Here is a 24,274-nt window from a genome sequence, read left to right as displayed (position 1 = left end):
GCGGGCCTGGGCCGGCGTGCGAAAGAAAGAAGTCGAACTCGGCGTGACACCGGCAACGATCGGATGTGCAGCCCGGCGCCGGGCGCGGCAAATCACCCGCATCTTTTGATTGTTATGTCTCTATGGCACACTTCTGTCCCGTTGATCTGACGCGGAGACCGACCATGAGAACGGCCATCTTAGCTGCGGTACTTTCATGCGCGTTGAGCGGACAGGCGCTGGCCTGGGGCCAGGAGGGTCATTCGATCATCGCCGAGATCGCCCAACATCGTCTTAGCCCGGAGGCCGCCACGATGGTCGAGCAATTGCTGGGCAAGGGCCATTCGCTCGCCGCCATCGCGAGCTGGGCCGACGACGCCCGCGACGCCCGCCCCGAAACCAGTAACTGGCACTTCGTCAGCATTCCGCTCGCGCGCGACAATTATGACGAAGCCGTCGATTGCCACCCGGCGGACGAGGCGACCAGGGGCGATCGCATCGTCAACGAGCTCAAACGGCTGAGGAACGAATTGCGTTGCGCGCCCGGCGACAAGCAAGTCGAGGCGCTGAAATTCGCCGTGCATTTTGTCGGCGATATCCACCAGCCGCTGCACGTCATCCTGGAAAAGACCGGCGGCAACGACATCATCATCGATTTGTTCGCGCGTGGCGATAAATGTACCGGATCGTGCATCCCCCAGCACGATTACATGAAATTCCACGCCGCTTGGGACAGCGGGCTTATCCTGGGGACGGTGTGGGACTGGGGCAGGTATGTCGACCTGCTGGAGACCGGCAACGGCTGGCTCACGAGTCCGGAGGCGAAAGTCAGCGGCATTGACGGCGGCACGCCGGAGCAATGGGCCGAGGAAACCCACAAGGCGGCGCAAGCCGTTTGGGCGCTGCTGCCCGAAAACAGCGTGCTCGGCGATGCCTACTATCAGAGGGTGGCACCCATTGTCAGTCGCCAGCTCGGCGTCGCCGGCCTTCGGCTGGCGAAATTCCTCAACGACGCTTACGCTTCCAAGCAATGTCCCGTGCCCTGAGGGCGCAGCCCGATTTTGATGGAGAGTGGCTTTGAAGATTTACACCGCCGGACCGCTCGGATTTTCGGAAGCCGGACGGGAATTCCACAACGATCGAATTCTCGCCGAGCTCAAGCGGCTCGGTCATGAGGCGCTCGATCCCTGGACGCTGACGGATCAATCCCGGATCGACGCGGTCCTCAAATTGCCGTACGGCGGGGCCAGGCGCGATGCGTGGCGGGTATTGAATGTCGAAATCGGCGGCAACAACCGCGCGGCCATCGACGCTTGCGATCTCATCTTCGCCGTCCTCGACGGGGTCGACGTCGATAGCGGCACCGCGGCCGAAATCGGATACGGCTTTGCCAAGGGTAAGCCGATCATCGGCTATCGCGGCGATTTCCGGCTTTCCGCCGACAATGAAGGCTCGACCGTCAATCTGCAGGTTGAGTACTTCATCCGCCAAAGCGGCGGCGGGATCATCCTGGCGCTGGCGGAACTCGAGGCGGCGCTGGCCCGGCTCCGCCGTTAACGCCTCAGGCCGTCTTCGCCAGCAAGCCGCTTTGGCCTGCGCGGACGAATTGCTCGAACGTCTTGGGCTTCGCGCCGCCGATTTTCTCGATCGTATCGGTCGCCGCGAAGCGCGCCCGTTCCGGATCGAGGCTTGCGCCGCGAAGCGCCTTCCAGAGCGCGGAAAGATGTTCGACCGCATGCTGACCGTAACCCCGCGCCAGCGCGTCGCTGCGCCATTCCTCGTCGGTGATCTCTTCGTAGCGCACGTTCTTGGCCAGCACGCGGCCGAAGGTCGCGATGATCTCCTGCAGCGAAATCACCGTGCCGACCAGGGGATAGGCCGTGCCCGCCGTGAGCGAGGGACTGGCCAGGAGCCCGACCGCGACGCGCGCGACATCTTCGGCCGCGACCAGCGGAAGCATGGTCTGTTCGTTGCCCCAGGGCAGCCGCACCGCGCCTTGCGCCGGCAGGCTCTGGCGGACCAGTGCGCCGAGATTTTCGTAGAACACGGTGGCCCTGACATGTACCGCGCCGATTCCCGCCCATTCGAAAACCTGTTCGGACAAATAGTTCTGCCGCATCCGCGGGGTGGGAGCGTCGAGGGACGACTGCAGCATCACCAGATTGACGACGCGCGAAATCCCGGCCTCGCGCGCGGCAAGGGCCATCGCCGCGGTCGCATCGAGCAGGCCATCCTGCACCGGATAGGCGAAATAGACGGCTGAAGTGCCCTGCGCCGCGCGCATGACCGAACGAGCGTCGAGGAAATCGCCTTCGAATATTTCGGCGCCGAGTGCGCGTAGCGCCTCCGAGCGTTCATCGATCTTGTGGACGAAGGCGCGGACGGGAATTTTGCGCGCGAGTAGCATTTCGGAGACGTGCCGCCCGGTCTTGCCTTGCCGGCCGCCGGCCGCCGATGTGACGAGGACTGGTTTTGCCATGGCTGTTGCTCCCTTTACATTTTGCATCGCCCGGGTACCATATGGTACCAACAGGTGAAGGTATGGTACCGATTGGTACCAAGTCAAGGGACGATGGCGACCCGATCGATCACGAAACCGCGCGCGGAAAATCCCGATGAGCCCCCGGCGCGCACGCGCATCCTCGACGCGGCATTTTCGGCTTTCATGGAGAGCGGCTTTGCCGCCACCAGCACGCTCGAGATCGCGACGCGCGCCCGGGTCTCAAAGCGGGAGCTTTACGCGCTGGTCGGCAGCAAGCAGGAGATGCTGGCGGCCTGCATCCGCGAGCGCGCCAAACGGTTGCAGATGCCGGAGGGCATGCCCGAGCCGCATGACCGCGAAACGCTTTCGCGCACGCTGAAAACCTTCGCGACGCAGTTGTTGCGCGAGATCAGCGATCCCACGGTGGTTGCCGTGTTTCGATTGGCGATCGCCGAGGCGGTCCGCGCGCCGGAGGTGGCACAGGCGCTGAACGTGACGGGGATCGAGCCCAGCCGTGCCGCCTTGCGCGCCATCATGACCCGCGCTCGCTCCGCCGGACTTCTCGGCGGCGATCCTGATGTCATGGCTGAGCAATTTGCCGGGCTGGTGTGGGGCAATTCCATGACCGGCCTGTTGCTCCGCGTCGCCGAGCGGCCGAGCGCGAGCGAGATCGCGCGCCGCGTCACCGAGGCCACCGCGGCTTTCCTCAAGCTCTATCCGCAAGGAGACGGCGATCTCACCAGTCAAGGATGCCCTTGAGGCCGGTATAGAGCTCGCTTCATCGCGGATCCAGGTGACTTGAATTGGCTTCACCCGTTTGGGCGAACCAGCTACAGTTGCTTCAATGCGCCCCCCGATTGCGCTTGAACGGGTTTCTCGATGCTGGCGCCAACGGGAGGACGGAAAATGTCGCTCGGCGACGACGGCGAGCTGCTCGACTTGATCTATGAAGCGGCCGCGGTCCCCGAAAAGTGGCCGTCGGTTCTCGATCGGCTGGCGCAATTGGCCGGAGCAATCGGCACATTCTTGCTGACGACGGATCCGCACACGCTGCGGTGGACGTCCTCGGAATCGGTCAGGCACTTGGGTATCGCCTTCGTCGAAGGCGGTTTTCATGTGCGAAATCCACGGATGGAACGGCTGCTAAAGCACAAACATCTGGGGTTCATGCGAGAGATCGATATGTTCACATCGGCTGAAATGGCGGTGGATCCGACGTTTCAGGAGTTGCTTTATCCGCGCGGGTTCGGTTGGGCCGCAGGAGCCGTGTTTCAAGTCCCGAGCGACGACATGCTGGCCATCAGCATCGAGCGCGGCCTCGCCGAGGGTCCGATCGACGACACCGTCATTGCCAGGCTCAACTCGCTGCGGCCGCATCTGGCACGGGCGGCGCTGATGTCGGCTCGTCTCCGCCTTGAGCGCGCGCAAGGAATGCTCGAATCGCTTACGACGATGGGCCTTCCTTCGGCGGTCATGGTGGGCGATGGAAAGATCGTTGCGACAAGTCCGCTATTCGAGCAGGCCGGCAAGCAGATCGTTTCGCGTGGCTTCGGCAGGATCGCCTTGACCCATTCCGGCGCAAATTCGCTGCTGTCGGAGGCGATCGAACATCTCAATTCCGGTGAATTTCAAACCGGTGCCAGGTCGATCCCGGTGCCGTCGAACGGCGATGACGCGGCCATGGTAATCCATCTGCTGCCGGTCCGCCGCTCCGCCCATGACATTTTTGGGTCGGCGATGGCCATCCTCGTGATTACGCCGCTCGGCTCGCCGCAATCATTGCCGGACGATTTGCTCAACGGCCTGTTCGACCTGTCGCCGGCCGAAAGTCGCGCCGCCAACGGACTTCTCGAGGGCAAGACGATCGGCGAGCTCGCGGCGAGCCTCAGCCTGTCGCAGGAAACGATCCGCAGTCAGGTCAAGGCTGTCTTTGCCAAAACCGGAACAACGCGCCAGGCCGAACTTGTCTCGCTGCTCGGCAATGTAGGGCGGCCGCAATGGCATCCGCCGCAACGCACGCCAAATTAATCTCAGTCGAAGGCCAGGGTCGGGGGAGCCGGCCGTATCGCTATCCGATCGATACCGCGCCGCGCATCTGCGCCGCGCCGGCCGCGATCACCATCAGCGCACCGGCGATCGCGAGGTCTTTTACGAACAGCGTCCGCTCGGCCTTGTCGGCGAGGTCGAGATGAAACACGAACGCGGTGGCGACGCAGAACAACGCCAGCGCGCCTGCTGACCAGGTGAGCTGCCATCCGATCAGGAGCGCGACGCCGGCGCCGAGTTCGAGCACGATGACCAGCGGCAGCAACAGGCCGGGAATGTGGTGGGCGGCCATATGATCGAGGAACGGCTGAGGGCCGGCGATCTTCGCAAGCCCTGCGAGAATGAACAGCAGCGCGAGCAAAGTGCGGCCGACAATCGTGATCACCGTGATGGGCATGGCGCGCTCCTTGGTCGGTTATGCTATGTTTTGGCTTGACGGCGCCGGCGCTGATTTTTTGGCGAGCGAAAAGAACAGGACGGCCGAGAGGATGAAGGCAAAGACGAAGAAGATCGTTCGTCCGAGCACGAGTGCCTTGGCCTGCTCGACCGGAATCACCGAAATCAGTACGCCGCAGGGAATGTAGCACCACAGCACGATCGCGATGATGCGGCCGAGCTTTCCCAGTTGCAGGAATCCGAACGAGAACAGCAGAACCGCAAGATAGCTGGCGTGAAATTTTACTTGGGAGGCGATCATCTGAAGCTGCCCGTCGGTCACCGACAGCGGCAGCCCGTTCTGGATCGAATGCACCATGGTCATGATGTGATGGTTCTCGATCGAATCCAGCACGACCGTCAGCATGACAGCGGCAAGCGCGGTGCCGGCGAGGCTGGGCCCGAGTGTGTCGCGCAGCCGGACGCTCAGCACGATGAAGAAGGCCCCGTAGAACAGCATGAAGAGGTTATCGAGCCCGAGATTGAGCCGAAGGCCGAACGCGACCAGCGGGGTCGAAAGATACGCGCCATAGGCTTCAACCGGGCGCGCGGTCTGGAAGAAATCCTGCGAACCTTTTGTCGCGAGGATGGCGACCGCCATGCCGGCCACCGTCAACGCGGCAAACGTTGCCAGGATGGCGAGCATGCGGTCCAACGATCTGGTCTCCATGATATACGTCCTCCCGGAGCCCCAATCGGCCGCTTCGGATTACAAATACCACTAGCTATCTGAAAATCAACTGCTATCTGTTGTCTGGAGCGACCCAAATTGCCAAGGCTGAATCGCGAGGAAAGTCAGGCGCGTACCAAGAACCTCCTGATCGAGGCGGCGCGCGACGAGATCGTCAGGAAAGGTTTCGCCCAGGCCTCGGTGCGCGACATCGCGGACGCGGCGGGATTTTCGCAGGGCGCGTTCTATTCGAATTTTCCGGACAAGGAGGCGATCCTGCTGGAGCTCGTCCAGCGGCACCAATCCGAAGAGCGCGCCAAGATCGAGGCCGCGCTGAGCAGCGCCGGGGGTGATGTCGCGAAGGCCATGGCGGGCATAGAGAAATGGGCCGCGACCATCAATTCCGATCCCGCCTTTGCGGTGTTGGCGATCGAGCTGCAATTGCAGGCGCTGCGCAGCCCTTCGTTTGCGGAAGGTTATAACGAACTGAACCGCAAGCATCGCCGCGCGCTGGGCACGTTCGTCACCAAACTTTTCGAGCTGTTCGGCAAGAAGCCGCCCGCCGATCCCGTCGATATCGCCACCGGCTTCATCGCGCTCGGCCGCGGCATGGCGCTGGTGTCGAAAGACGGCGAGACGAGCCGCAGCGGCCGCATCATGGTTACCTTCCTGAAGGCCTTGATCGGGTCGGCGCCGGCGGATGGAGGCAAAAAGTAGCCGCCGCGGCCTGATTTGCCGTCAAATCCGGCCTCGTTTGCTGCGATTGAACCGAGCGCCGTAAGAAAGGCTTAAAAGTTTATTCCTAGCTTGGCGCAGCACTTCGCCAAGCTGCGTTCGCTCCGCATCTTGAGCCAATTCTTGAATCTGGCCGTTTGAGGTTTTTGATGTCCCGCACGCTGATCGAAACCGCCAACCTCGTCGTCAACCTGACGCCGCGGCCGATCGAGCCGTCGTGGATCATCGAGGGCAATCCGGTTGCGCAATGCTGCGTGCTGTCGAAAAGCGCGGACGGGCTGGCGTCGACCATGGTCTGGCAGTGCAGCGAGGGCAAGTTCAACTGGTACTATGATTTCGACGAGACCATCCTGATCCTCGAAGGCGCCATCGTGCTCGAAAGCGATACGATGGGTCCGACCCGATATGGCCCCGGCGACGTCATCTTCTTCAAGGACGGCGCGCATGCCAAATGGCATGTCGACGGCCGCGTCAAGAAGCTCGCGTTCTGCCGCAAGACCCAGCCGGTGCTGCTCGGCTTCGCGCTGCGGGTGTTCTCCAAGATCAAGCGAACGCTGCTGCCATCCGGCAAGCGCCAGCCCGCGAGCCTGATGGGCTCGGCCTGAGAGCCTAGCGGCCGATCGCCCCCGCGACCTGAGAGGCCACCGACTCTGCCAGCATGCGGTAGCCGTCAGGGGTCAAATGCTGACCGTCAGGCTGGTGAGGCAATCCCTTCAAAACATTGTTTGGCATCAGGATCACTGGAATACCCCGGGCACTCAAGCGGCTCTGAATTTCGGCCGTGCGATCCGGGCTCCCCTTGCGTCCGTCGTTCCCGCCCGGCTGCAAAATAACGGCACCGGTTCCGTTCGGCACGGCGCGATCCAGTCGCCCCAGCATCCCCTGCGTCGTGTCGCCGTTGATGCCGGCGTTTATCACCCGGACGTTGAGTCCCCTCGTTCGCAATATCGCTTCGAGTTGCGCAGGATAGGCCTGATTGCGCGCAACCCCCTTGCCAAAGGTATTGCTGGCGCCAAGAGCCACGATGGTTGCTGCATGGGCCGAGGTATCAGCAAAATTCGATATTCCGGCCAGGATTGCGAGGCATCCAAGCATCTTCAGCCAAGAAGTCCGCCGTTTCATCGCCGCCTCTCCATGGATTGCACCAAAGCCTGACATCCTTGCCCACCACCATCGCCATTAGGCAGGCCGGAGCCTATAAAAATCCGTCGCCGTCTTCGAGAACAGCGCGGTCTTCTCCGCCTCGCTATATTGCGCGGCGATGCGCTTGAAGGCGTTGAAGATCACTTGATAGCTGCACTGGCCCTTGTCGGGCGGAAAGTTGCTCTCGAACATGCAGCGCTCGGGGCCGAACGCCTCGATGCAGGTCTCGATATAGGGGCGCCACGCCGCGGCCGCCTCTTCGGACGATGGCGGCTTTGGATGCTCGTGAAAATCATAGCCCAGCAACCGCATCGCGAGGCCACCGAGTTTTACGACCACATTGCGGCATTTCGCGATGTCCCGGGTCGACGCCTTCCATTCCGCAAAAATCTCGTCGCGCCGGTTGGCGTAACCGCCGAGGCCGATCGGGCCGCCGCAATGATCGAGCACGATTTTTGTATCCGGAAAGGCGCGCGCGAGATCGGCAAGCTCACCGATCTGCGGGTGAAACAGCCACGCGTCGAAACTTAAGTTGAGCGGCGCGAGACAGGCAAATCCCTTGCGAAACGTTTCGTCGAGCAACAGGCCTTTCGGGCGCGTCGCATACATGCCGGCGACGTTTGGGTCCGCGTCCCACGCCGAGGAATGCCGGATGCCGCGGAAGCGGCCATTGCCGGCGGTAATTTCCGCCTCCAACACGGCGCGGGCATCCTCGCCCAGCAAGAGATTGACGTGGCTGACAATGCCGGCGCAGATCGCGGCCGGACCATAGCCGCCGCTCGCGCTCATCGCCGCGACGCCGTTAGCAAATTCGACTTCGCCCACGGGGCGGAACGCTTCCGGTCCGTGTGCGCGATACATCGAGCGGCAATCGACATAGACGGTTGCAACAATATTGTGGCCGGAGGCGATGTCGGCGGCCATCTCCTCGATCATGTAGCGCTGGCCGCCGCGGTCCCACAGATGATGGTGAGGGTCGACGATCGGGCGCTGTGGATCGATGATCTCCTCCTTCCGCAAGGCGAGCCAGTCTTCGCGCGGATCGGCATAGAGCCCGCTTCCGGATACGGGGGCATTGCTGGCCATGGTGTTCGCTCCCTGAATTACCGCAAAAATTGACGCGCAGAGATTATCTAGGCCAGCAACTGAGCCGATCTGCCTTGTGCTTCCATCAACCTCACGGCCTTCTTGTCGAAGGAAACGAAGGCATCCGCGCCGAGCCAGCTTCCTTCATAAGCGATGACACCGTCGGCAAAGTCGCCGCCTATGTCCAGCACAGCCAATCCGGCTTCCGCCGCGGGCCTGTTCACCGCGACGTTGGTACCGTTCATCAAACGCCTGATCGCTTCGGCGATATCCCGCGCCGGAACCTTGTAGCCCTGCGACAGTACCCATACTAATTCGCAGAGCGCCGGTATCGCCAGCGCAACGACGTCTGCCTTCTTTAGAATCGTCTGAGCGGCTTTGCTTTGCTGCGCGTCATCGCCAATGACTGCCCGAACCAGGACGTTGGTATCGGCCGTAATCTTCATCGCTTGCCGGCCCAACCCCGGGCGGCAATCTTGTTCATTTCCTCAATCGACAAGGACGGGCCGCCCTTCCTCTTCAGGAAATTGAATGCATCCGAAATATTGCCCGTGGGCCGAGCGGCCTTCACTTCGACCCGGCCGTCAGGAAGCTTATCCACGGCGATTTTCTCCCCCGGCTGAACACCCAGATGCCTCAGGATGTCCTTGCGCAGGGTAACTTGTCCCTTGGCGGTTACGGTAAGTGTAATCATCGATGGCCTCATTTCGAGGTCAATGTAAGGTAAAAATACCTTACGATCAAGTCTCTGCGCGCGTCGAACTTGGCGTGTCAAACCCCCTTGAGAATAATGACGGTCGGCGTGGCCGGCAGCGTCTCCCGCGAAATCGTCAGGGTCCGCTCGGTCCGCACGTCGATTTCGAATTGCTGACCGATTTTTTGCATGAATTCCTCGAGCGGCGTTGCGAAACGGTGCATCGGCAGCACCACCGAGGCGCGCAGCCGCCGCGTGATGTCCGAAATGCCGTCGAGCGACATGGTATAGGTGCCGTCGATCGGCACCATCACGATATCGAGCCGGCCGATCGCCGCGAAATGGCTGTCGTCGAGCTTGTGATGCAGGTGCCCGAGATGGCCGATGCAGAGGCCCGCGACCTCGAAAATGAAGATCGAATTGCCGTCCCTGATCATCTCCGCGCTGGAATCATCGCCGTAATAGCGCCGGATGTCGGTCGTGACATTGCGGATGTAGACGTCGCCGACCCGAAGCGCGATCTTGGCGGGCTGCCCGTCGTCGCCCCAGCCGTGCAGCACATGGGGGATATGGGGATCGGGAAACAGCGTGTAGTGCGTGGAGTGCGCCCGGTTCATGGTGACGATATCGGGCAGCCGGCCGGTCGTGTTGGCGCCGCTGAAATCGGTCGCGATCCGAACGCCGCCGGGCGTGTCGATGTAATAGGTCGAATGGCCGGCATAGGTGATCGCGACTTCGTCGGCTTTCGCCGCGGCCTCGCGAAGACCGACCGGGGTGGCGCGCGGCGTCGCGTTCGCCATCGCCAGACATTCGCTGCGCGGCGCATCCTGCGCGGCGGCTGGTACCATCAGCCAACTCAACAAGGCGAAGACAACGGAAAAACATCGCAACATGGCAGGACCCGGGGACCGGTGGCACCTGCACTGTAGCGCGCAATCCTGCTTCCGTCATGACGACGGCGGAAGACACAGAGCTGCCATGCCGCGCCTCATCCGACAGGCGGGCTTTGCCGGCGCTTCTCAATCGTGCTCGTAGCCGTAAACCTCGGGCAGGATGAAGATTGCCGCGAGCAACCCGATCAGCGGAAAGACGGCGACAAACAGCGTCGCGTTGGCCTGGCCGATCGCCGCGAACAGCGACGGGAACAGGAAGATCGCAAGAAACGATGGCAGTTTGACGAACATATAGGCAAAACCGCTCGCGGTGCCGCGATACTCGGGTTTCGCCACCATGGTCGGAATGGTCATGCAGTTCGAGGCGCTCCAATAATGACCCCACAGCATGCCGGCCGCGGCGAACGGCAGCACATATTTGTGATCAGTGTAGAGCGCGGCGGCGGCGATCAGGAGCGAAACCATCACGATTGAAAATCCGGCGATGCCGATGCCGCGATGTCCGATCTTCGGCGTCAACAGCGGTCCGACCCAGCCCGAGACCGCGGCGAACGAGAACAGCGCCATGGTGACGAGGTTGTTGCCGAGGATCGTGGACACGCCGACCATCGCGAACAGCACCGGCAGGTAGAAAGCGAAGGTCGAGAATTCGCTGGCCTGCGCGAAGCAGGCGATCCAGCCATACAGCGTGGCGCGCCAGCGGATCGGATCCTTGCGCAGATCGGCGAGGAAGGCCGACGGCCGCGGCTTCGCCGGTACGACGTCCTCGTTCGGCAGCATGTCGAGATTGTCGTTGTACATCTGCAGCGCGACCTCCTTGGCTTCGCGAAAACGGCCCTGCTGCACCAGCCACACCGCGGTTTCCGGCACGTCGTGGCGCATGATGAGGATGATCAGTGCAGGCAGTGCGCCGAGGCCGAGCACGACCCGCCACACGGTTTCGTGGTCGATGTTGAGAACGAGAAAGATCGCGATCACCGCCAGCGTCAGCACTTCGCCCACGGCGAACATGAACTGCCAGCGGTTGCCCATCACCTCGCGCTCGCCCTTGGCCATGGATTCCATGATGTAGGTATAACCGGTCGAGATATCGCTTCCGAGCGGCACGCCCAGGAGAAAACGAATGACGATGAGCCAGCCGATGTTGGGCACGAAGGCCTGCGCCAGCGCCAGCACGATGAACAGCACCATGGTGGCGAGGAACATCACGCGGCGGCCGATCTTGTCCGACAGCCAGCCGCCGATCAGGGCCCCAATCAGCGCGCCGCCTTGCGTGCCGGCCGCCGCGAGACCCAGGAGGAACGGATCGGGGTTGAATTGATCGCGGACGAAGATCAGGACGAAAGCGATCGAATAGAGATCCCAGGCTTCGACCAGGATCGAGGCCATCATCAGCCATCCGACCTTGTTGCCCTTCGGGCTGTATTTGGTGATCAGGTAGCGGACGGCGCTGTCCATCGCCGCTTGATGTGGAAGCACTGCCGTCGTCATGTTCGTTTCTCCCTGGAGCTTTTTGTAAATCGGTTGTTACACGCCGAGCAGCGGCTCGATGCTGCAGTCGAGCAGGCTCGGATCGATACCGGATTCCATGCCATCGAACATGCTGTCCATGAAGTCGATCAGCGCGTCGGTCGCAGCCACCGCGCGGTCGACGCGCCGGTTCGCAAACGCATTGAGGATCGCGACATGATTGTCGATAGTGCCTGACAGGTCGGCTTGCCCCGGCATATAGCGATGATGAATGAAGCCGATGCGGCGGTAAATCGTATGCAGCGGCCGCAGTGTATGCGTCAGGAACGGCTCGCCGGAGGCCTCCAGCAGCAACGCATCGACGCGCCGGTCGAGCTTGTTGAACTGGTCGAGCGTGATGGTGTCGTGCTTCTCTCTCAGCACGCGTTCGATGTGAAGCGCCTGATTGCGGTGCGAGAGGCTGGCGCGCTCGGTCGCGAGCTTGACGACGAAGCGCTCGATGTCGCGGCGCAGCCCAAGCAGCAACCGTTCGCGCGAAAGATCGATCGGCGCGATCTGCAGGCCATGGCGAGGCTGGATGATGATCAGTGTATCGTCGGCGAACTGGTTGACGGCGTTGTGCACCGGCGTCCGTCCGAACCCGGTCACATCCTGCAGTTCCTGCACGGTCAGGAAACGTCCCGGCTTCAATTCGCAATTGACCAGAAGGTCCTCGATGCGCTGATAGGCGAGTTCGAAGAAATTGATGCGGTTGCGCCTTGCGGGCGCGCCGCCTTCGTCCGAACGGACCAGTCCGAGAGCGCTCTTGCGCCTTGCCATTTCTCTCCCTCCGGCCGCGTTTTTTTGTTGTGGCGGCAGCCTTCGGGGGCGAGCGATAAAACATATTGTGATATATTACAATGGGAGTTATGTTTTCTTTCCTGCCGTTGCGGTTCCCGAATACGGGCCGCTGCTGCAACGAATAAGAGCCCGTGACGGCCACTGGTCGGGCGAGGGCCAACATTGATGGGAGGATGCCGGCTCGTGAAGATCACAGCGATCGAGACCCTGCGCACGGAGGAGTTCGCCAATGTCTTGTGGGTCCGCGTGCATACCGATGCCGGCCTGATCGGGCTCGGCGAAACCTTCTACGGCGCCGGCGCCGTCGAGGCACAGATCCACGACACCTTTGCCAGCCGCCTGCTCGGCCGCGATCCCCTACATATCGAAGCGATCCATCGCGACATGCTCAATCTGCCGATGGCGCAATCTTCAACCGGTGTCGAATATCGTGCCGCTTCCGCGATCGACATCGCGCTGTGGGACCTGTTCGGCAAGGCCTGCCACCAGCCGGTGCATCAGATGCTCGGCGGTTTGTGCCGCGACAAGCAGCGCATCTACAACACCTGCGCGGGTTATAAATACGTTCGCTCCACCAACATCAAACCGGTGTCGAACTGGAGCCTGGGTGAGGGCGAAGGTCCGTACGAAGACCTCGACGGTTTTATGAACCGCGCCGACGCGCTCGCCGAAAGCCTGTTGGAAAGCGGCATCACCGCCATGAAGATCTGGCCGTTCGATCCGCCGGCACAGGAGAATCAGGGCCTGTTCATCAGCGCGGAACAGATGAAGAAGGCGATCGAACCGTTCGAGAAAATCCGAAAAGCCGTCGGCGACCGAATGGAGATCATGGTCGAGTTCCATTCGCTATGGAATCTGCCCACGGCAAAACAGATCGCGCGCGCGCTCGAACCTTACAAGCCGACCTGGTACGAAGACCCGATCCGCATGAACTCGCCGCAGGCGCTGGCGGAATACGCGCGTTCGACGGATGTCTGGGTCTGCGCCAGCGAAACGCTCGGTTCACGCTATCCCTACAAGGACATGCTGGATCGCGATGCAATGCATGTCGTGATGGTGGATTTGTGCTGGACCGGCGGGTTGACCGAAGGCCGGAAGATCGCCGCCATGGCCGAAACCTATCATCGGCCCTTTGCGCCGCATGATTGCATCGGCCCTGTCGGTTTCGCTGCCGCGGTGCACATGTCGTTCAGCCAGCCGAACACGCTGATCCAGGAATCCGTGCGCGCCTTCTACAGGGGCTGGTATAACGAGCTCGTCACCGAGGTGCCGGTGATCAAGAACGGCTACGTCTATCCGATGCAGGGGGAGGGCCTTTGCACCGACCTGAAGCCGGCGGTCTTTGCGCGTTCCGATCTGACCGTGCGCCGCACCAACATCTAAGGGTATTGCGATGTCGCAGGCGTTGTTCGATCTCTCCGGCCGCACCGCCTTGGTGACCGGTTCCTCGCGCGGACTCGGCCGCGCCATCGTCGAAGGGCTGGCGAAAGCGGGCGCGCGGACCATCGTCAACGGCGTCGATCCCGCGCGCGTCGAAACCGCCGTGGCCGAGATGCGCGCCGCCGGACACGCGGCGGACGGTGTGGCCTTCGATGTGACCGATGAGCCTGCCGTCGTCGATGCTTTTGCAGGCTTTGACGCGGCCGGAACCGCGATCGACATCCTGATCAACAATGCCGGCATCCAGCTGCGCAAGCCGCTGGTCGAGTTGAGTTCGGCGGAATGGCGCAAGGTGGTGGAGACAAACCTCACCAGCGCCTTCATCATCGGCCGCGAAGCGGCGAAACGGATGATCCCGCGCAAGCGCGGCAAGATCGTCAACATCGGATCGCTGGCGAGCGAATTGGCGCGGCCGACGATCGCGCCCTATACCGCGGCCAAAGGCGGCATCAAGAACCTGACGCGTTCGATGGCGGTCGAATGGGCGGCGAGCGGCATCCAGGCCAATGCCATCGGGCCCGGCTACATGCTGACCGACATGAATGAGGCACTGGTGAAAAACCCGGATTTTAACAACTGGCTGATGTCGCGTATCCCGTCGAAACGCTGGGGACGTCCCGACGAACTGGTCGGCGCGGCGGTGTTCCTGGCCTCGAGCGCCTCCGACTATGTCAACGGCCAGATCATCTATGTCGACGGTGGCATGCTGGCTGCGATGTAGACTCGCGGACGAAAACCACGGGAGATCATGCCCATGCGAGCCGTCGTCATCCATGCCCCAAAGGACCTGCGGATCGACAGCGTTCCCGATCCGGCACCGGCGGCGGGCGAAGTGCGTGTCAAGATCGGAGCCGGCGGCATCTGCGGTTCAGACTTGCATTATTACCATCACGGCGGATTCGGCACGGTCCGAATCCGGGAGCCGATGGCGCTCGGGCACGAAATTTCAGGCACCATCGCAGCGGTCGGCACCGGCGTGTCGCATCTTAAGCCCGGCATGCGGGTGGCCGTTAATCCGAGCCAACCTTGCGGCATCTGCCTCCATTGCCGCGAGGGCATGCGCAATCAATGCCTCGACATGCGCTTCATGGGCAGCGCCATGCGCATGCCCCACGTGCAGGGCGGCTTTCGCGAGCACGTCACGGTCGATGCGTCGCAGGCGATCCCGATCGCAGATCAGCTCTCGCTCGGCGAAGCCGCGATGGCCGAGCCGCTTGCGGTTTGCCTCCACGCCGGCAAGCAGGCCGGTCCGCTGCTCGGCAAGCGCGTTCTTGTGACCGGCTGCGGTCCGATCGGCGCGCTGATGGTCGTGTGGCGCGCTATGGCGGTGCCGCGGAAATCGTCGTGACCGACATCGCCGACGCGCCGCTTTCGGTCGCCCAAAAACTCGGCGCGAGCCGTACCGTCAACAGCGCGACGGAAGCCGCCGCGCTCGATCCGTATCGGGCGGGCAAGGGTGTGTTCGATATCTTGTTCGAAGCGTCCGGCAATCAGGTGGCGCTGCGCTCCGCGCTCGATCTCTTGCGCCCCGGCGCCATCATCGTGCAGCTCGGGCTCGGCGGTGAGATGACCTTGCCGGTGAACACGATCGTGACAAAGGAATTGCAATTGCGCGGCACGTTCCGTTTCGATCCGGAATTCGAGCTCGCGCTGCGTTTGATGGGCGAAGGCCTGATCCATGTAAAACCGCTGATCACCGCATCGCTGCCGTTCGCATCGGCGATCGAGGCTTTTGAGCTTGCCAGCGACCGATCGAAATCGATGAAGGTGCAGCTGACGTTTTGAGGCGGCGCGTCCGCGCTGGCATACTCACAGCTGCGGCAATAAGCTGATCAAGGGCCAGCGCCCTCACCGCTTCTTCGCCGTTGAGCTCTTTTTTGCCTTCGAAGCCGTCTTTTTTGACGCGGTACGCTTTCCGGCCTTCTTCTTGGCTGTCTTTTTCGAAGTTTTGTTTTTCTTGGCGGCCTTCTTCTTTTTCTTTGCGGTCTTCGCGGGCGTTTTCGCCTTCTTCACGGCGGCTTTCTTCTTCGAGGCAGCGGCCTTCTTTTTCGGTGCGGCTGTCGATTTGCTGCCGGCCCCGCCGGCCTTTCGCGCCCTAGCCTTGGCGTTCTTGTCGGCGCGAACCTTCACCGCGCGCGCTGCCTCATCGCCGAACGGATTGGGGTCGCCGGCCGCCGCAACGCTCCAAGCCTTGGCGGGCGTTCCGGCCGGGAAGAACAGCAATCGGCGATTGTTCTTGTAGCTTCCGTCCTTGAAGTTCGCCCCGATCCAGCCGTCGGTGGGGTCGAGCAGTAGCCAGTCCTCCTTTTGACCCGCGGCCGCCTCGCTGTTGATGATGTCGCGCGCGCGGAAATGCCGGAAGATGCGATCGAGCTCGGTCATGTAGATATCTGCCACGCGCGTGTCGCCGCGGATCAGCAGCATGTTCTCATCGTTGCTGGTCAGTGAATTGGTCGAAAAATTCGCCGAGCCGGAGCAGACCAGAGGATCGTCCGACAAGGGATCGATCAGCAGGATCTTGGCGTGGACGAAGAAAACGTGACCCGAATTGGTTGGGCGATCCAACTCCTCGCTGATGAACCAATCGTCCAGGCCCGAGTTCGGGATCGGCGTCACCTTCGCGCCGCCCGCCTTGTATTTGATGAAGGACTTGCCGAGGATAGCGCCGTTCGAAAACGCCAGCTTTCCCTTGTTGCGGGCTTCGGCGTCGCTGACCTCCTTGGTTGGAACGTCCTCGAGAATGACCAGGCGCATGGCGTTCCCGGTCTTGCCGAGGCCCGCGAGAATCGTGGTCGCGACGTTGAAAGGAATGGTCATCATCGCCAGTGTCGCAGTGTCAATGATGCGCTGACCGTACCAGTCGAGCATGTTGTCTGCGATGCGCGGCGAAAAGAATGGGACAACGGACGACTTCGAGATCGCATTCGGCGGGTTCGGTGTGAGGCCGATCGCGTTTTTCAGCGCCTGGCTGTGGACCGGATCCCCCTTCAATTCCGTCCAGTAATCCAGATAGGCGTTCGCCAACGCGGCGTTGGCAACGATCTGCCCCACATTGGTCTGGCCATAGAACCCGGTGTCGGTGAAATTGGTCGATCCGGTCCACACCTGCTGCGGCTTGCCGTCGACCAGCTTCACAATGAACTTGTTGTGTGGAATCGCCGTCCGCGTGCGCGGATGAACAATCGATGCCGGAAGGTTAGCTTTGGTGATGGCCGCACGGTTCGCATCCTTGTCTTTCTTGGTGTCGTGAAAGACGATCTGAACGTCGACGCCGCGATCATGCGCGCGCTTCAGCGCAAGCAGTATCGGCTGATAGGTGAACTCGTAGGCGCAAACGCGCAGTCCTTCGCCCCGCTTCGCGCCGTTGATGTATTGCAGGCAGGCTTCCGCGAGACCGCGCGACAGCCACTGCGTTTCGGGATCGAGCAGTTTGCCGTCATCACTGACGTTATCCGTCATCTCGCTGGTCAGCGCCTTGTTGTTGAATTTCGTTGCGAAAGCGTGACTGGCGATGGCGCCGCGATTGAACCAGACGCCCTGGCCGTTGGCGTCGTATTCCTGTTCGGTCTTGATCGAGAAGGTCAGCGTGTGGCGTCCTTCCATGGCGTGAAGGTCGCCATAGAGCGCAACGATGGTGAAATCGTATTGCGTGCCAGGGCTCGCCCCGTAGTCAGACCACAGGAATGTCTGGAATGGCTGATCGCGCGATGAATAGTCGGCACGAGGGTCCGGCGTCGGCACCAGGTCCTTGAAATATTTGATTCCTCGCAGCCAGGTCTGCGGCTGGCCGCTTTGGCCGCGCTTAATGGCGAAACCGTGCAAGCCCGCGCGCTCTGTCTCGTCCATGTCGAGCGCCATCAGCACGACATGGGTACCCGCTATCGCCTTTACCCGGAGATGATCGTTACTTTGCGAAACGCGCATGGTTGCTCCCCAAACGTTTGTGACGCCTTGGTTGCAATTATGAATGATTACCTGGAATTGTCGAGGACCAGCCACTCAATTTTTGCGGTTCTTCGGCGAACCGCGCTACTCCCGCCGCGGGCTGATCTTCCACGTTGCCGCGACGATGCCCAGCGTCATCAATCCGGTAATGACAGCGGCGATCGGGATCGCCAGCGCAAGGGCTGCGGTCGCGGCCCATCCGATCGAGGAAAACGCTTCGGAAAAAGTCGCCAGCCGCGATGAGGTCTGGCGGCGGCGGAACTGGCTGCGCTTGGCCTGGACGCGGAACCAGAGCTGGATCGCGGTGGCGGATCCCGCCGCGAGCATGACGCCGAGCGCGGTGATGGCGGCCTGCAGCGGCGAGAGAAATGCCAGCGGCAAAACCAATGGCGCGAAGATGGCGCCGATCACCATCAGCACCACCTCGATCTTGGCGCGGATCACGCGCGAGGGCGGCAGCGGTGCGGTCGCGACCAGATCGGCGGCGTCTTCGCCTGAAATCGTCAGCCAGGCGAGGCCGCCCGCGAGCTGGCCCGCGGCCATCACGATGACCGGCGTAATCAGCACGATGGCGGCGGAGCTGTCGGAAAAATTTCGCCACAATAACAGCGCCGGCGGCACCAGATACAACAGCTGCATCAGGGTCTGCGACGCCAGCCAGGGATCGCGGCGCAGCAGCCAAAATTCCTTCCGCCGCAGCGCCTGTTGCCGCGAGCCCGCGCGGAACGCTTTGGCGCGGGACGCTTGATGTCCTGGTGCGGTACTCGCGGAAACGCGCACCGCGGTGTCGGCGAACCTCGCCGAGAACATCGCCATCACCGTGCCGAGCAGCACCAGGCCGCCGGCCAACAGCAACAGCAGCGCTTCGCCGTCGCCGAGCGCCGCGCGCGCCGGCCACCAGAGCATGCTGTCGACATCAGGCGCGAAGGCGGCTGCGGCGTCCGAGGTCAATACCGCGAACCGCGACAGCGTGCCGTAAGACAGGATCGCGGCGACCTGCAGCGCAATGACAAAACCGGCGCCGATGATGGCGGCGAGAATTTGCGCCACCAGCCGGGTCCGGCTCGGGCCGATCAACCGGAACAGCAAAATCGTGACCGCGATCGCAACCGCCGCGGCCGACAGGCCGATCGCGACGACGACGCCATAGGCAGAAAACCAGCGGATGCCGCCGCCGATCACGAGGACGTCGACGAACGGCGTCGACAACAGCAGCGCCATCGCAATCACCGTCAAGGCGATCGCGGCGATCCGGACGGAGAACACGTTGTTGAGCCGCACCGGCGAGGACATGATCAGATCGAGATCGGCGCGCGCATAAAACACTCGCGTCACCGATTCGATCGCCTGCGACAGCATCAGGGCCCAGGCCAGGAAGATGGACGCTGACATGACGATCAGGGTGGATTTGTCGAGCGGCGCCTTCAGATCGGCGAAGCGGCCGACCACGGCATAGGCCGGCAGATGCATGATCGCGGCAAACGCGATCAGGCCGATCACGGCGCGGCGCTTTCGCCCGCGTCGGCCGCCCGTCATCATCGCGAGCCATTCGCGCCATGCCAGGCGGATTTCGTGCCGGGCGAACCAGGTGAGGGCGGTGGCCGAGCTCATGCGGCAGCGGCCTCGGGATTGACCAGGGTGATAAAGAGGTCTTCGAGGCTGGTATCGTGGTGCCCGTTCTGCTGGCGCAGCTCAGCGAGCGTCCCCTCCGCGACCAACCGGCCCGCGGCGATGACGCCGATGCGGTCGGCCATGCGTTCGGCGACTTCGAGAATATGCGTGGTCATGATCACGGTGCAGCCGGCGCGGACGCGGTCGCCCAATAGTCCCTTGACGTGACGCGCCGACACGGCGTCGAGCCCGGTCAAGGGTTCGTCGAGGATGATCAGGCGGGGGTCGTGCACCAGGGCGCCGGCCAGCGCAACCTTCTGGCGCATGCCCTTGGAAAAGCCTTCGCACCTTTCGGTAAGATGCGGCTCCAGGCCGAGCGAGCCGAGCAGACGATGCGCTGATGGCTCCGAGACCGCGGGATCGACGCCCCAAAGACCGGCGACGAATTCGAGATATTCCAGCGGCGTCAGCTTGTCATAAATCATCGGCTCGTCGGAGACCCATGCCACCACCTGCTTGGCCGCGACCGGATTTTCCAGCGCGTCGATGCCGAATACCGCGACTGAACCGGCATCGGGCCGCGACAGCCCGGCGACCATCCGCAAGGTCGTGGTCTTGCCGGCGCCGTTCGGCCCGACCAGGGCATAAAACTCGCCCGATCGCACCGTGAGATCGAGCGCGTCGACCGCCAGGCGGTCAAAACGCTTCGTTAACCCTCGCACTTCCAGCGCGGAATCTTGCGGCTTCATGATGGATGTCCGGATAATCCAGTGGGTTGCATGTCGGTGGGCACCATGGACCCAAGATATTTCGGCGCGGTGAACGGAAGCCCGCAAATCCCGCCAATGCGCGAAACCGGCCCAAGGTCGCGGCATTTGCATGCAATCGGCGTCTAACGCGGCAACCAGCGCTTTGTTGACAGGGATCGGCGCTTTGGGCTCAATGAGAACGGACAATGTGCAGGCTGTTCGGCAGGCGACGCCGGGCAGCGCTTGGACACAAGATGCGCCAGAGGTGATCGATAGAATCGCCGGCGCATCGGGGAGGGATGTCGGCGATGCTGGACTTCGTTCAGCAGCTGGTGAGTGGCGTTGCGCTCGGCTGCGTCTACGGCCTGATCGCGCTCGGCTTTGTCCTTGTCTATAAGGCCACCGAGGTCGTCAATTTCGCGCAAGGCGATTTGATGATGCTGGGCGGGTTTTTCGCCTTTACCTTCATCGGCCTGCTCGGCCTCAATTACTGGATCGGCTTTGCCGCAGCCGTCGCGGCGATGGCGCTGTTCGGCATGCTGGCCGAACGGCTGGTGGTGCGGCCGATCCTCGGCTATCCGCAATTCTCGATCATCATGGCAACCATCGGGCTCGGCTATTTCCTGCGCTCGGTGGTCGGCATGATCTGGGGTACCGACGATTTCAAGATCGAAACCCCGTTCAGCCAGGGCGTGCTGCGGATCGGCTCGCTGGTGCTGGCCTATGACAAGCTCTCGGTGATCGCGGCGACCATTATCCTGTGCGCGCTGCTCTATCTGTTCTTCAACCGGACAACGCTCGGCACCGCGATGCGCGCCAGTTCGGAGAACATGCTTGCGGCCTATTACATGGGCATCCCGGTCAAGCGCGTGGTGTCGATCGTGTGGGCGATCAGCGCCGCGGTCGCGACCTGCGCCGGCGTATTATTGGCGCCGATCACCTTCATTCATTCCAATGTCGGCCTGGTGCTGGGGCTGAAGGCGTTTCCAGCCGCCGTGCTCGGCGGTTTTGGGTCGATCCCCGGCGCGGTGGTCGGTGGCGTTTTGATTGGCGTGATCGAGAGCATGGCCGGCTTCTATCTGGCGGAAGGATGGAAGGACGTCGCGCCCTATGTCGTGCTTCTGACGGTGTTGCTGCTCAAGCCCGAAGGCCTGTTCGGCCTGCGCATGCGCAAGAAAGTCTAGAGCATGATCCGGAAAAGTGGGAACCGGTTTTCCGAGAAGATCATGCTCAAACAAAGAGGAGAGATCATGATCCGATTCGATCGGATCATGATCTAGGGTTCAGCCATGCGCTTCATGTTCAAGACCGATTATGAAGACGACATCAGGCTGTTTCCGCATTCGGGATACGCCTTATCTTACGGCGCGCTACTTGCGCTTCTGGCGATCGCGCCATTCGTTCTCAGTAGCTACATCATGAGCCAATTGGTGTTCGTCTGCATCTACGCCACCGTCGGCGTCGGACTGATGATCCTCACCGGCTTTACCGGGCAGGCCTCGCTGGGCCACGCGGCGTTTCTTGCGATCGGCGCCTATACGGCGGCCTATCTGCAGCAATTCAACGTGCCATTCCCGGTCTATTTTCTCGCCGCCGGGTTGTTGACCGGGATTATCGGCGCGCTGGTCGGATTCCCGGCGCTGCGGCTGCAGGGCATCTACCTCGTGATCGCGACGATTTCCTTCGCCCTGATTGTCGAGGAAATCCTGGCGCGGTGGGAAAGCGTGACCAATGGCAATGAGGGCATGCGGGTCAAGACCATCCAGATGCTCGGCACGACGGTGCCGCGCGACAGCCCTGCGTTTTATTTCCTCTGTCTCGGCGTGCTGATCCTCGCCATCGTCGGCACGCTAAATTTGTTGCGCTCGCCCACGGGGCGCGCCTTTGTCGCGATCCGCGACAGCGAGACGGCGGCGCGAAGCATGGGCATCAACGTCGCGCTCTACAAGGTTAAATCCTTTGCGATCAGCGCGGCTATTACCGGTTTTGCCGGTGTGCTGTTCGCTCACAAGCTCTCCTTTATCAGCCCGGAAATGTTTACCCTCCAGCTTTCGATCGAATTCATCATCGTGATACTGATCGGCGGTGCCTTCAGCCTGCACGGCGCGGTGCTCGGGGCGATCTTCATCGTCATGATCGATCCGTTCCTGACGTATCTGAAGGACGATGTCCCCGGCATGGTCGCCGGCGTTGCCGCGGCACTTGGCGCGGGCAGCGCGCGCGCCGCGCATATCCAGGACAGCGTCGCGGCGTTTGCTTCCGCTAACGGCCTGAAAGGCGCGATCTATGGCGTGATCATCGTGCTGTTCGTGCTGTTCGAGCCGCTCGGCCTTTACGGACGCTGGCTGAAGATCAAGCTGTTTTTCCAGCTATTCCCGCTTTACAAGCGCGCCACCTTCAAGCGGCAGAAGATCTATGTGAAGTCGGAGCGGAACCGATGAGCTATTTCCGCGCTGAAAATCTCTCGTTGCATTTCGGCGGCCTGAAAGCGGTCGACGCCGTCAGTTTTGCCGTCGAGAAGGGCGAGATACTCTCGATCATCGGCCCCAACGGCGCCGGCAAAAGCTCGATCTTCAACCTGATCTCGCGAATCTATAACCCGACCTCGGGCCGGATTTATTTTGAGGACCAGGACATCACCGAGGCGCCGGCGTTCGGCATTGCAAAGCTCGGCATCGCCCGCACCTTCCAGAACATCGAACTGTTCGAGAATGCGAGCGTGCTCAGTAATCTCCTGGTCGGGCGGCACCGTCATTCCACCACGCAATTATGGCAGGAGGTCTTGTTTCTGCCGAGCGTCCGCTCCAACGAAAAAATCCATCGCCGCCGCGTCGAGCAGGTGATCGAATTCCTCGATCTGGAGCCCTACCGCGACAAGCTGATTTCGGGATTGCCTTACGGCGTGCGCAAGGTGATCGAATTGGCCCGCGCGCTCTGCACCGAGCCAAAGCTTATCCTGCTGGATGAGCCATCATCGGGACTGAACGTCGAGGAAACCGACGACATGTCGTTCTGGATCCGCGACATGAAGAGTGAACTCGGGGTCACCGTGCTGATGGTCGAGCACGACATGACGTTGGTGAACCGCGTGTCCGACCGCGTCATCGCGCTGAACTACGGCCGGGTGCTGGCGATGGGATCGCCGGCCGAGGTGCAGCGTCATCCCGACGTCGTCGCCGCCTATCTCGGCGCCTAGAGGATGATGCCATGAGCGCGCCGGACATCATCCTAAAACTCAGCAACATCGAGAGCTATTACGGGCCGATCATGGCGATCAGGGGCATCAGCCTCGAAGTCCCGCGCGGGCAGATCGTCACCCTGCTCGGCGCCAACGGCGCCGGCAAGACCACGGTGCTGAAAACCATTTCCGGCATTCTCGACCCGCAGAAAGGCTCGATCGAATTTCTGGGCAAGCCGATCCAGCGCATGGAGGCCGACAAGATCGTGCGGCTAGGCTTGAGCCATGTGCCGGAGGGGCGCGAGGTGTTTCCGTTCCTCTCGGTCCGCGAGAACCTGATGATGGGCGCCTATCCACGCCGGGATCGCGAGGCGGTCGCCGACGACCTGGAGCGGGTTTACGGATATTTCCCGCGGCTGAAGGAGCGGCTCAACCAGCCGGCAGGCCAGCTCTCGGGCGGCGAGCAGCAGATGCTCGCGATCGGGCGCGCCTTGATGAATCGGCCGACGCTGTTGCTGCTGGACGAACCCTCGCTTGGGCTATCGCCGATCCTGGTAAGAGAGATTTTCACGATCATCCGCCGGGTCAATGAAGAGCAGGGCATGTCGATCCTCCTGGTTGAGCAGAACGCCAAGGTCGCGCTGGAGACGGCGCATTATGGCTATGTGCTGGAGATCGGCCGGGTGGTCATGAACGACACTTGTGAGCGGCTGATGCATTCCAAGGACATTCAGGAATTCTACCTTGGCGCCAAGGAAGAAGGCGCCCGGGGCGAACGGCGCTGGAAAAAGAAGAAAACTTGGCGTTGAAAAGGAGTTGGCGTTAAATAGGGGCCTGCTTCGGAAAAAGACCGGCTGTCAAGCCGGCATCCGGGGCGG

25 protein-coding genes and 1 pseudogene are annotated in these 24,274 nt (G+C 61.9%); 13 read left to right on the top strand and 13 right to left on the bottom strand.

The features are described 5' to 3' along the window. Nucleotides 1-164 precede the first annotated feature (164 nt). Both B5526_RS15000 and B5526_RS14995 read left to right on the top strand, forming a co-directional pair. Nucleotides 165-1,025, top strand: coding sequence for a S1/P1 nuclease (locus tag B5526_RS15000; RefSeq protein WP_172842047.1), 861 nt, complete (start codon nt 165-167; stop codon nt 1,023-1,025). A 31-nt stretch (nt 1,026-1,056) separates the two neighbouring features. Then, nucleotides 1,057-1,536 carry a nucleoside 2-deoxyribosyltransferase gene (locus tag B5526_RS14995; RefSeq protein ID WP_172842046.1) on the top strand — a complete coding sequence of 160 codons (480 nt, stop codon included), beginning with the start codon at nt 1,057-1,059 and terminating at the stop codon, nt 1,534-1,536. 4 nt (nt 1,537-1,540) lie between these two features. Here B5526_RS14995 and B5526_RS14990 read toward each other — a convergent pair whose 3' ends face one another. Beyond that, nucleotides 1,541-2,458 (bottom strand): NmrA family NAD(P)-binding protein, encoded by a 918-nt coding sequence (locus tag B5526_RS14990; RefSeq protein ID WP_172842045.1) that lies wholly within the window; start codon nt 2,456-2,458, stop codon nt 1,541-1,543. 93 nt (nt 2,459-2,551) lie between these two features. On the opposite strand from B5526_RS14990, the gene B5526_RS14985 reads away from it, so the two are divergent. Continuing rightward, nucleotides 2,552-3,220 (top strand): TetR/AcrR family transcriptional regulator, encoded by a 669-nt coding sequence (locus B5526_RS14985; RefSeq protein WP_079539111.1) that lies wholly within the window; start codon nt 2,552-2,554, stop codon nt 3,218-3,220. A 147-nt stretch (nt 3,221-3,367) separates the two neighbouring features. Continuing rightward, nucleotides 3,368-4,489 carry a helix-turn-helix transcriptional regulator gene (locus tag B5526_RS14980; RefSeq protein ID WP_079539109.1) on the top strand — a complete coding sequence of 374 codons (1,122 nt, stop codon included), beginning with the start codon at nt 3,368-3,370 and terminating at the stop codon, nt 4,487-4,489. Between the two features lie 40 nt (nt 4,490-4,529). Here B5526_RS14980 and B5526_RS14975 read toward each other — a convergent pair whose 3' ends face one another. Continuing rightward, on the bottom strand, nt 4,530-4,904 hold the full coding sequence (locus B5526_RS14975) for a DoxX family protein (RefSeq protein ID WP_079539107.1): 375 nt from the start codon (nt 4,902-4,904) through the stop codon (nt 4,530-4,532). Between the two features lie 18 nt (nt 4,905-4,922). Beyond that, on the bottom strand, nt 4,923-5,612 hold the full coding sequence (locus tag B5526_RS14970; protein WP_079539106.1) for a hypothetical protein: 690 nt from the start codon (nt 5,610-5,612) through the stop codon (nt 4,923-4,925). Between the two features lie 99 nt (nt 5,613-5,711). On the opposite strand from B5526_RS14970, the gene B5526_RS14965 reads away from it, so the two are divergent. Both B5526_RS14965 and B5526_RS14960 read left to right on the top strand, forming a co-directional pair. Continuing rightward, nucleotides 5,712-6,329: a TetR/AcrR family transcriptional regulator gene (locus tag B5526_RS14965; RefSeq protein WP_172842044.1), complete on the top strand. Its 618-nt coding sequence runs from the start codon at nt 5,712-5,714 to the stop codon at nt 6,327-6,329. A gap of 167 nt (nt 6,330-6,496) precedes the next feature. After that, nucleotides 6,497-6,952: a cupin domain-containing protein gene (locus B5526_RS14960; RefSeq protein WP_079539102.1), complete on the top strand. Its 456-nt coding sequence runs from the start codon at nt 6,497-6,499 to the stop codon at nt 6,950-6,952. Between the two features lie 4 nt (nt 6,953-6,956). Here B5526_RS14960 and B5526_RS14955 read toward each other — a convergent pair whose 3' ends face one another. From B5526_RS14955 to B5526_RS14925, 7 genes are all read right to left on the bottom strand, one after another. After that, nucleotides 6,957-7,469, bottom strand: a complete 513-nt coding sequence (locus tag B5526_RS14955; protein WP_244562296.1) for a GDSL-type esterase/lipase family protein — start codon at nt 7,467-7,469, stop codon at nt 6,957-6,959. 57 nt (nt 7,470-7,526) lie between these two features. Continuing rightward, nucleotides 7,527-8,576 (bottom strand): amidohydrolase family protein, encoded by a 1,050-nt coding sequence (locus B5526_RS14950; RefSeq protein WP_079539101.1) that lies wholly within the window; start codon nt 8,574-8,576, stop codon nt 7,527-7,529. Nucleotides 8,577-8,623: 47 nt separating this feature from the next. Next, nucleotides 8,624-9,022, bottom strand: a complete 399-nt coding sequence (locus B5526_RS14945) for a type II toxin-antitoxin system VapC family toxin (protein ID WP_079539099.1) — start codon at nt 9,020-9,022, stop codon at nt 8,624-8,626. Beyond that, a complete protein-coding gene (locus tag B5526_RS14940; protein WP_079539098.1) occupies nt 9,019-9,270 on the bottom strand; it encodes an AbrB/MazE/SpoVT family DNA-binding domain-containing protein in 252 nt (83 codons plus the stop codon). The genes B5526_RS14945 and B5526_RS14940 overlap by 4 nt, the downstream gene beginning before the upstream one ends. A gap of 77 nt (nt 9,271-9,347) precedes the next feature. Beyond that, entirely contained in the window at nt 9,348-10,163 is an 816-nt protein-coding gene (locus B5526_RS14935) for an MBL fold metallo-hydrolase (protein WP_079539096.1), read from the bottom strand. A 126-nt stretch (nt 10,164-10,289) separates the two neighbouring features. After that, entirely contained in the window at nt 10,290-11,654 is a 1,365-nt protein-coding gene (locus B5526_RS14930) for an MFS transporter (protein WP_079539094.1), read from the bottom strand. Nucleotides 11,655-11,690: 36 nt separating this feature from the next. Continuing rightward, a complete protein-coding gene (locus B5526_RS14925) occupies nt 11,691-12,452 on the bottom strand; it encodes a GntR family transcriptional regulator (RefSeq protein ID WP_079539092.1) in 762 nt (253 codons plus the stop codon). Between the two features lie 204 nt (nt 12,453-12,656). Here B5526_RS14925 and B5526_RS14920 point away from each other — a divergent pair, with 204 nt between their 5' ends. The 3 genes and pseudogenes from B5526_RS14920 to B5526_RS14910 all read left to right on the top strand — a co-directional run bounded on the left by B5526_RS14920 (nt 12,657) and on the right by B5526_RS14910 (nt 15,698). Further along, a complete protein-coding gene (locus tag B5526_RS14920) occupies nt 12,657-13,856 on the top strand; it encodes a mandelate racemase/muconate lactonizing enzyme family protein (RefSeq protein WP_079539091.1) in 1,200 nt (399 codons plus the stop codon). Between the two features lie 10 nt (nt 13,857-13,866). After that, the gene (locus B5526_RS14915) at nt 13,867-14,634 is read left to right on the top strand and encodes an SDR family oxidoreductase (protein ID WP_079539089.1); all 768 of its coding nucleotides are present in this window, start codon (nt 13,867-13,869) and stop codon (nt 14,632-14,634) included. 33 nt (nt 14,635-14,667) lie between these two features. Next, nucleotides 14,668-15,698 (top strand): annotated as a pseudogene (locus B5526_RS14910) (L-idonate 5-dehydrogenase). Nucleotides 15,699-15,761: 63 nt separating this feature from the next. Here B5526_RS14910 and B5526_RS14905 read toward each other — a convergent pair. From B5526_RS14905 to B5526_RS14895, 3 genes are all read right to left on the bottom strand, one after another. Further along, nucleotides 15,762-17,837, bottom strand: coding sequence for a phospholipase D-like domain-containing protein (locus B5526_RS14905; protein WP_079539088.1), 2,076 nt, complete (start codon nt 17,835-17,837; stop codon nt 15,762-15,764). Nucleotides 17,838-17,942: 105 nt separating this feature from the next. After that, on the bottom strand, nt 17,943-19,469 hold the full coding sequence (locus B5526_RS14900; protein ID WP_079539086.1) for a permease: 1,527 nt from the start codon (nt 19,467-19,469) through the stop codon (nt 17,943-17,945). Further along, a complete protein-coding gene (locus B5526_RS14895) occupies nt 19,466-20,218 on the bottom strand; it encodes an ABC transporter ATP-binding protein (protein ID WP_079539085.1) in 753 nt (250 codons plus the stop codon). Before B5526_RS14895 ends, B5526_RS14900 begins: the two co-directional genes overlap by 4 nt. 308 nt (nt 20,219-20,526) lie before the next feature. On the opposite strand from B5526_RS14895, the gene B5526_RS14890 reads away from it, so the two are divergent. From B5526_RS14890 to B5526_RS14875, 4 genes are all read left to right on the top strand, one after another. Beyond that, complete coding sequence (locus tag B5526_RS14890; RefSeq protein ID WP_079545010.1) at nt 20,527-21,402, top strand: branched-chain amino acid ABC transporter permease; 876 nt, start codon at nt 20,527-20,529, stop codon at nt 21,400-21,402. A gap of 105 nt (nt 21,403-21,507) precedes the next feature. Next, entirely contained in the window at nt 21,508-22,659 is a 1,152-nt protein-coding gene (locus tag B5526_RS14885; protein WP_079539083.1) for a branched-chain amino acid ABC transporter permease, read from the top strand. Then, on the top strand, nt 22,656-23,414 hold the full coding sequence (locus B5526_RS14880) for an ABC transporter ATP-binding protein (RefSeq protein WP_079539081.1): 759 nt from the start codon (nt 22,656-22,658) through the stop codon (nt 23,412-23,414). The genes B5526_RS14885 and B5526_RS14880 overlap by 4 nt, the downstream gene beginning before the upstream one ends. An 11-nt stretch (nt 23,415-23,425) precedes the next feature. After that, on the top strand, nt 23,426-24,205 hold the full coding sequence (locus B5526_RS14875) for an ABC transporter ATP-binding protein (RefSeq protein ID WP_079539080.1): 780 nt from the start codon (nt 23,426-23,428) through the stop codon (nt 24,203-24,205). The last annotated feature ends 69 nt before the right edge of the window (nt 24,206-24,274 follow it).

The organism is Bradyrhizobium lablabi, assembly GCF_900141755.1.
In the GTDB taxonomy this organism is placed as follows: domain Bacteria; phylum Pseudomonadota; class Alphaproteobacteria; order Rhizobiales; family Xanthobacteraceae; genus Bradyrhizobium; species Bradyrhizobium lablabi_A.
The sequence above is the reverse complement of the archived record's forward strand: the minus strand, read 5'-3'. Positions and strand labels throughout refer to the sequence as shown.